Origin of the sequence: Acinetobacter sp. OYA S30 (genome assembly GCF_033599315.1) — a bacterium.
Taxonomy (GTDB): domain Bacteria; phylum Pseudomonadota; class Gammaproteobacteria; order Pseudomonadales; family Moraxellaceae; genus Acinetobacter; species Acinetobacter baumannii.
This window is the reverse complement of record NZ_JAWVAV010000077.1, coordinates 1-4,941: the sequence shown is the minus strand read 5'-3', so window position 1 is coordinate 4,941 and position 4,941 is coordinate 1. Positions and strand designations below refer to the sequence as shown.

7 protein-coding genes, 1 other RNA gene and 1 pseudogene are annotated in these 4,941 nt (G+C 40.9%); 8 read left to right on the top strand and 1 reads right to left on the bottom strand.

Annotated features, from left to right (window positions below):
- From R5R67_RS18820 to R5R67_RS18800, 5 genes and pseudogenes are all read left to right on the top strand, one after another.
- Positions 1-715: pseudogene (locus tag R5R67_RS18820) on the top strand (phage tail protein); the annotation flags it as partial.
- A gap of 66 nt (positions 716-781) precedes the next feature.
- Positions 782-1,138, top strand: a complete 357-nt coding sequence (locus tag R5R67_RS18815) for a hypothetical protein (protein WP_000138209.1) — start codon at positions 782-784, stop codon at positions 1,136-1,138.
- Positions 1,135-1,353, top strand: a complete 219-nt coding sequence (locus R5R67_RS18810) for a hypothetical protein (protein WP_001083663.1) — start codon at positions 1,135-1,137, stop codon at positions 1,351-1,353. The genes R5R67_RS18815 and R5R67_RS18810 overlap by 4 nt, the downstream gene beginning before the upstream one ends.
- Positions 1,343-1,897, top strand: coding sequence for a lysozyme (locus R5R67_RS18805; protein WP_280013596.1), 555 nt, complete (start codon positions 1,343-1,345; stop codon positions 1,895-1,897). Before R5R67_RS18810 ends, R5R67_RS18805 begins: the two co-directional genes overlap by 11 nt.
- Positions 1,898-2,021: 124 nt before the next feature.
- On the top strand, positions 2,022-2,216 hold the full coding sequence (locus tag R5R67_RS18800) for a hypothetical protein (RefSeq protein WP_140987316.1): 195 nt from the start codon (positions 2,022-2,024) through the stop codon (positions 2,214-2,216).
- On the opposite strand, the gene R5R67_RS18795 is transcribed toward R5R67_RS18800, so the two are convergent.
- Positions 2,213-3,427 (bottom strand): tyrosine-type recombinase/integrase, encoded by a 1,215-nt coding sequence (locus R5R67_RS18795; protein ID WP_017725138.1) that lies wholly within the window; start codon positions 3,425-3,427, stop codon positions 2,213-2,215. The genes R5R67_RS18800 and R5R67_RS18795 overlap by 4 nt on opposite strands.
- Positions 3,428-3,748: 321 nt before the next feature.
- Between R5R67_RS18795 and coaD the strand changes: the two genes are divergently transcribed.
- From coaD to rnpB, 3 genes are all read left to right on the top strand, one after another.
- Positions 3,749-4,240 carry a pantetheine-phosphate adenylyltransferase gene (gene coaD, locus R5R67_RS18790; protein ID WP_000047853.1) on the top strand — a complete coding sequence of 164 codons (492 nt, stop codon included), beginning with the start codon at positions 3,749-3,751 and terminating at the stop codon, positions 4,238-4,240.
- A gap of 1 nt (position 4,241) precedes the next feature.
- The gene (locus R5R67_RS18785) at positions 4,242-4,505 is read left to right on the top strand and encodes a YfhL family 4Fe-4S dicluster ferredoxin (protein WP_025466903.1); all 264 of its coding nucleotides are present in this window, start codon (positions 4,242-4,244) and stop codon (positions 4,503-4,505) included.
- A 27-nt stretch (positions 4,506-4,532) separates the two neighbouring features.
- Positions 4,533-4,887, top strand: an RNA gene (gene rnpB / locus R5R67_RS18780) — RNase P RNA component class A.
- Positions 4,888-4,941 lie beyond the last annotated feature (54 nt).

The window sequence follows — 4,941 nt, the reverse complement described above, 5'->3', positions numbered from 1 at the left end:
GTCTAGTCCTGCAAAACGAGAGTATATCGTTCCAGCTGCATCAGAATTACCTGCTATTGATACTGGTGAGTTCCCACCTGATCTGGTGGTGAATCTGACGATTAAAGGTGCTGTAGTTGGACGTGGTGGTGATGGCGGGTTGCCACATCTAGCTTACGGAGATTGGGAAAAAGATTCAGACTTCAATTTTACCAAAACCCGGCGTGATGGTTTTCAGGGAGCACCCGGTTTGTTGAACCGGCACAGCAAACTAAACCTGATTATCGATGGAGGGACGTTAGCTCGAGGCGGCTCAGGTGGTGGAGCAACACCAAGTGGTATTTACACTGGATCATCTTATGGGGTTCAGGGAATTCCTGGTGGTGCTGGAGCACCATTTGGTCGGGTCATGACTGGACAGCCGATTTCAAATGACTCACAAGATTATCGCCTCTATCTGGAGAGTTATTTAATGGTTATGAAAATCACTGATGCTGAAGCTTCGGTACCCGGGAAGGGTTATCGAACGCAGAATGAACGCTATGGTTCACCACTTTCTGGAGATGGTGGAAACTGGGGTGAACGCGGTACCAAATCAACAAATGATGGAACATGGAACTGGCAATACCATGGCACTACTGAAGGCCAGCCGGGGCTGGGTGGACCTGCAATTGTTGGGGTGGCACCGCTTACAACTCAATTGATTAATGGGGGGAAAATCTTACAAACCCTTTAAACCTTAAAATAACTTTGAGCACCCAATTCGGGTGCTTTTTTATTGCCTAAACGAAAGGGGGAAGGCATGACTGAAAATGAATCGTATGGGTTGAGATTCGAAAAGAAAATTGACTCCATTCAGAGTGATATCCGCATGTTGTCAGATCATGTTACTCGACTGACTTTCATTAATGAAGCGCACAAAGAGACTAGCGAACAGAACAAAAAGGATATCGATACATTGGATATCAAAGTCGCGAATTTGGAAAATCGTACAGCTTCGCAAGATGGCGGTCTTTCTGTATTGCGTGTACTGCTTGGCATCTTTGCAGGAATCGTATTTTCGCTGTGCGCTTGGGTTGGATCTTCAATTATTCAATTAAGCCAAGATCAATCTTTAATTAAAGAGAAAGTATCACGGTTAGAGGAAGCAGGACGATGAATAGTGAAAACACAAGAGCTTATCTAGCTTTCGCATTAGTGGGACTGATGTTTGTTTTAGTGATTGCTTTATTTTTTGTGGATATGCCACGTGAAAATAGCAATCTGATTAATACGGCATTGGGTTTTATTGCAGGGGCGATGACAACTGCATGCGGCTTTTATTTTGGTAGTTCTGAGTTAGAGAAAAAGAAAGGTGAATCAAATGACAACTAAACCATTCTTCGACGCTGCCCGTGTAATTGCAGGCGGCAAGCTTACACAAGCACAAGTAGATGATTTGAATAAAGTAGTCGATAAACTTGCACCAGGTGGAAAAACTACAAGTGATGTTGGAGTAAGTTTAATCTCAGGTTTTGAAGGCACACGATTCAATGCTTACGATGATGGTGTAGGGGTTTGGACCATTGGCACAGGGACAACAGTTTATCCAAATGGCGTGAAGGTTAAGCGGGGCGACACTTGTACACCTGAACAAGCTAAAGCTTACTTTAAACACGACTTGGCCAAATTTGAAAAGACTGTAAATGAATCTGTGACAGTGCCTTTAACTCAAAATCAGTTTGATGCTTTGGTATCGCTGACTTACAACATTGGCTCAGGTGCTTTTAATAATTCAACCTTATTAAAAAAACTGAATAAAGGTGACTATCAAGGAGCTGCTGATCAATTCCTTGTCTGGAATAAGGCAGGCGGTAAAGTCATGAAAGGTTTAGTTCGTCGCCGAGAAGCAGAGCGAGCACTCTTTTTAAAGAAGTAACTTATATGTGTAAGCGTACCAAAGTTGCATCAATCATCACATTGCTGTGTTTAATCTTCTCAGGTTGCACAGCTCACACTATTAATAGTAATGTGAATGTCTCGATTTGTGTAAGGGCTTTGTGATGTCGCAAGTCATGATTATGGTCTCGGAAGCGGGCAGAATGGAGAATACTTGCAATCTACCCGCTGATTTAGATAAGAACGGGAATGTTCTTAAAATCTATGACTACTCATTAAATGAGTTGCCGATTAATTTGGATGACACTGTGACTTACAATGGCAAAAGATGGACCTTTGATAAGAAGCAAAGTTTTTAGTCTTTCCAGCTATCCACAATATCAGCCCAGTCTTGCATCATTTTTCGTCTAGCCTCTAAGTGCTGCGAATGGTCGTACGATGCTTTTGTCTTGTTAGATTCAGCATGAGCAAGCTGTTTTTCTACCCAAGCTTCCTCATAGCCCTTTTCATATAGTAGGGTAGAAGCTGTAGCTCTAAAATCATGAGTGGTAACGCCTTTTAAGCCAATATATTCAAGCATACTGTTAAGCGTTTCTTTAGCTAACATGCCATCATTTTTCTTACTGAAAATAGCAGGGAAAACTAATTCGCTATCACCAGAGATTGTATATTGACGCTTAAGTACTTCATATACTTGGTCAGATATAGGGAGAATATGGATTCTGGATTTTTTCATTGCCTCTTCTGGAAATCTAATAAGTCGTGTATCAAACTCGACCCATTTCCATTGCATCTTTCTAATTTCAATTGCCCGAAGCATTGTATATAAGAGAATGAAGCCAGCATTCTTAACAGTCTCTGTTCCATTGTATTTAGGCAATTGAGTTCTTGCCTTTTTTCTTTCTTCTTTAGTTAAGGCTCTTGCATGTTTTACACGAGGGCGCTTGATCACATCACGTACAGCATAAGTAGGGTCGTTCTCAAGCCTTAAAGTAGCAATTGCATAACGAGTTACAGCACCAATGAATCTTCGATTTTGTAAAGCAGCAGATTCACCTGTCATTTTTCCATTGGTTTCTTTAGTAACACGATTAATCGTATTATTTAAAATCTTCAATACGTCAGCCGCAGTCACATCTTTAATATTTTTTTTGCCAATAACTGGGCATATATCTTTTTCTAAAGCAGTATCGAACTTCTCTTGATAAATTTCAGACTTCAACGTCATACGTTTTTCTTTAAATTCGGCTGCAATAGCGTTGAATGTATTTTTTCCTTCTTCTAATGCCTTGGCCTTATTATTTTGTCTATCTTCTACTGGGTGTATGCCTTTGGCTAATTTTGCTCGCATTTCATCCTTTAAGATTCTAGCGTCTGCCAAAGTAATAGCCGGGTATTCGCCAAGACTCATAGAAGATTCTTTACCATTAAAAACAAACTTAAACCGCCAAACTTTAGCTCCTGAAGGACGAACTTCTATGTAAAGTCTATCTGCATCCAATATTCTGTAGACTTTTTCTTTAGGTTTTAGTGCTTTAATCTTTAGGTCGGAAAGTTTTGCAGAGGCCATGAGGTAAGGGTAAGTAGTTTGTTACCCGCATTATTACCCGTTTTTTTCGAGGATGTAAACAAACTAAAAGGAACTAATAAGAACAACAACTTTTATAATTCAAAAACTTAGCTTTAAAAAAGGAACTATAGAGAATTAAAATAAACATCGACACTTATTATTCTTTACTACTGTTGCTTTCGCCATAATTCAAACTTCCACAATTGTCCCTATTGTGCCGTAAACTGATGCCAAGGTGAAGTTTTTTCCCACATATCAATATTTCGTCTCATGTATAACTTTTGCTAAAATAGGCGCACAATACAATTAGAGTACTAGCGGATGTCTAAAACGCGTGTAATTTATCCTGGAACATTTGACCCTATCACGAATGGGCACGTTGATTTAGTTACTAGAGCATCAAGAATGTTTGATGAAGTTGTAGTAGCGATTGCAATTGGACATCATAAAAACCCTTTGTTCAGCTTAGAAGAAAGAGTTGCACTGGCGCAATCATCATTAGGCCATCTATCAAATGTTGAGTTTGTAGGTTTTGATGGTTTGTTGGTTAACTTTTTTAAAGAACAAAAGGCCACAGCAGTACTTCGTGGTTTAAGAGCAGTTTCTGACTTTGAATATGAATTTCAACTGGCCAATATGAACCGTCAGCTTGATCCACATTTCGAGGCGGTGTTTTTAACACCTTCTGAACAGTATTCTTTTATTTCTTCGACATTAATTCGAGAAATTGCTCGTTTAAAAGGAGATGTAACCAAGTTTGTTCCGCAAGCTGTGGTTGAAGCTTTTGAACGTAAACATCAACAAGGTTGGTAACGTGTCGTTATATATCACTGATGAATGCATAAACTGCGATGTTTGTGAACCAGTTTGCCCTAATGAAGCGATCTTTATGGGCGAAGTGATTTATGAAATCAATCCGGATTTATGTACAGAGTGCGTTGGTCACCATGACCAGCCACAGTGCCAATTATTTTGTCCAGTAGACTGTATTCCAAAAGATCCGCAGCATGAGGAAACGGAAGAACAGTTACTCAACAAATATAAAAGATTAATTGCTCAAAAAAGCACAAGCAATTAGTCAATAAATTTGTTAATATGCGCCCTCGAAGTGAGCCGGATGGTCGCTGCTGTGGAGGTCTCCGTGACTGAAGCAGGAGAGGAAAGTCCGGGCTTCATAGGGCAGGGTGCCAGGTAACGCCTGGGCGGTGAAAGCCGACGGAAAGTGCAGCAGAGAGTAGACCGCCTCATTCGTGAGGTAAGGGTGAAAGGGTGCGGTAAGAGCGCACCGCGTGTCTGGTAACAGTTCACGGCATGGCAAACCCCACCAGAAGCAAGACCAAATAGGAATCCTAGGTGCGGCCCGTACTGGATTCGGGTAGGTCGCTTGAGCGTATGAGTGATTGTACGCCTAGAGGAATGACCATCCTCGACAGAACCCGGCTTATAGGCTCACTTCACCTCATTTTATTGAAAATTTTTCTTGACGCGCGGTTAAGAAGCTAAGATAATGCGCG

What these genes read in the sequence shown, in the direction of transcription:
- R5R67_RS18815 (WP_000138209.1), top strand. Translation starts at nt 782, where the DNA reads ATGACTGAAAATGAATCGTATGGGTTGAGATTCGAAAAGAAAATTGAC.
- R5R67_RS18810 (WP_001083663.1), top strand. Translation starts at nt 1,135, where the DNA reads ATGAATAGTGAAAACACAAGAGCTTATCTAGCTTTCGCATTAGTGGGA.
- R5R67_RS18805 (WP_280013596.1), top strand. Translation starts at nt 1,343, where the DNA reads ATGACAACTAAACCATTCTTCGACGCTGCCCGTGTAATTGCAGGCGGC.
- R5R67_RS18800 (WP_140987316.1), top strand. Translation starts at nt 2,022, where the DNA reads ATGTCGCAAGTCATGATTATGGTCTCGGAAGCGGGCAGAATGGAGAAT.
- R5R67_RS18795 (WP_017725138.1), bottom strand. Translation starts at nt 3,427, where the DNA reads ATGGCCTCTGCAAAACTTTCCGACCTAAAGATTAAAGCACTAAAACCT.
- coaD (WP_000047853.1), top strand. Translation starts at nt 3,749, where the DNA reads ATGTCTAAAACGCGTGTAATTTATCCTGGAACATTTGACCCTATCACG.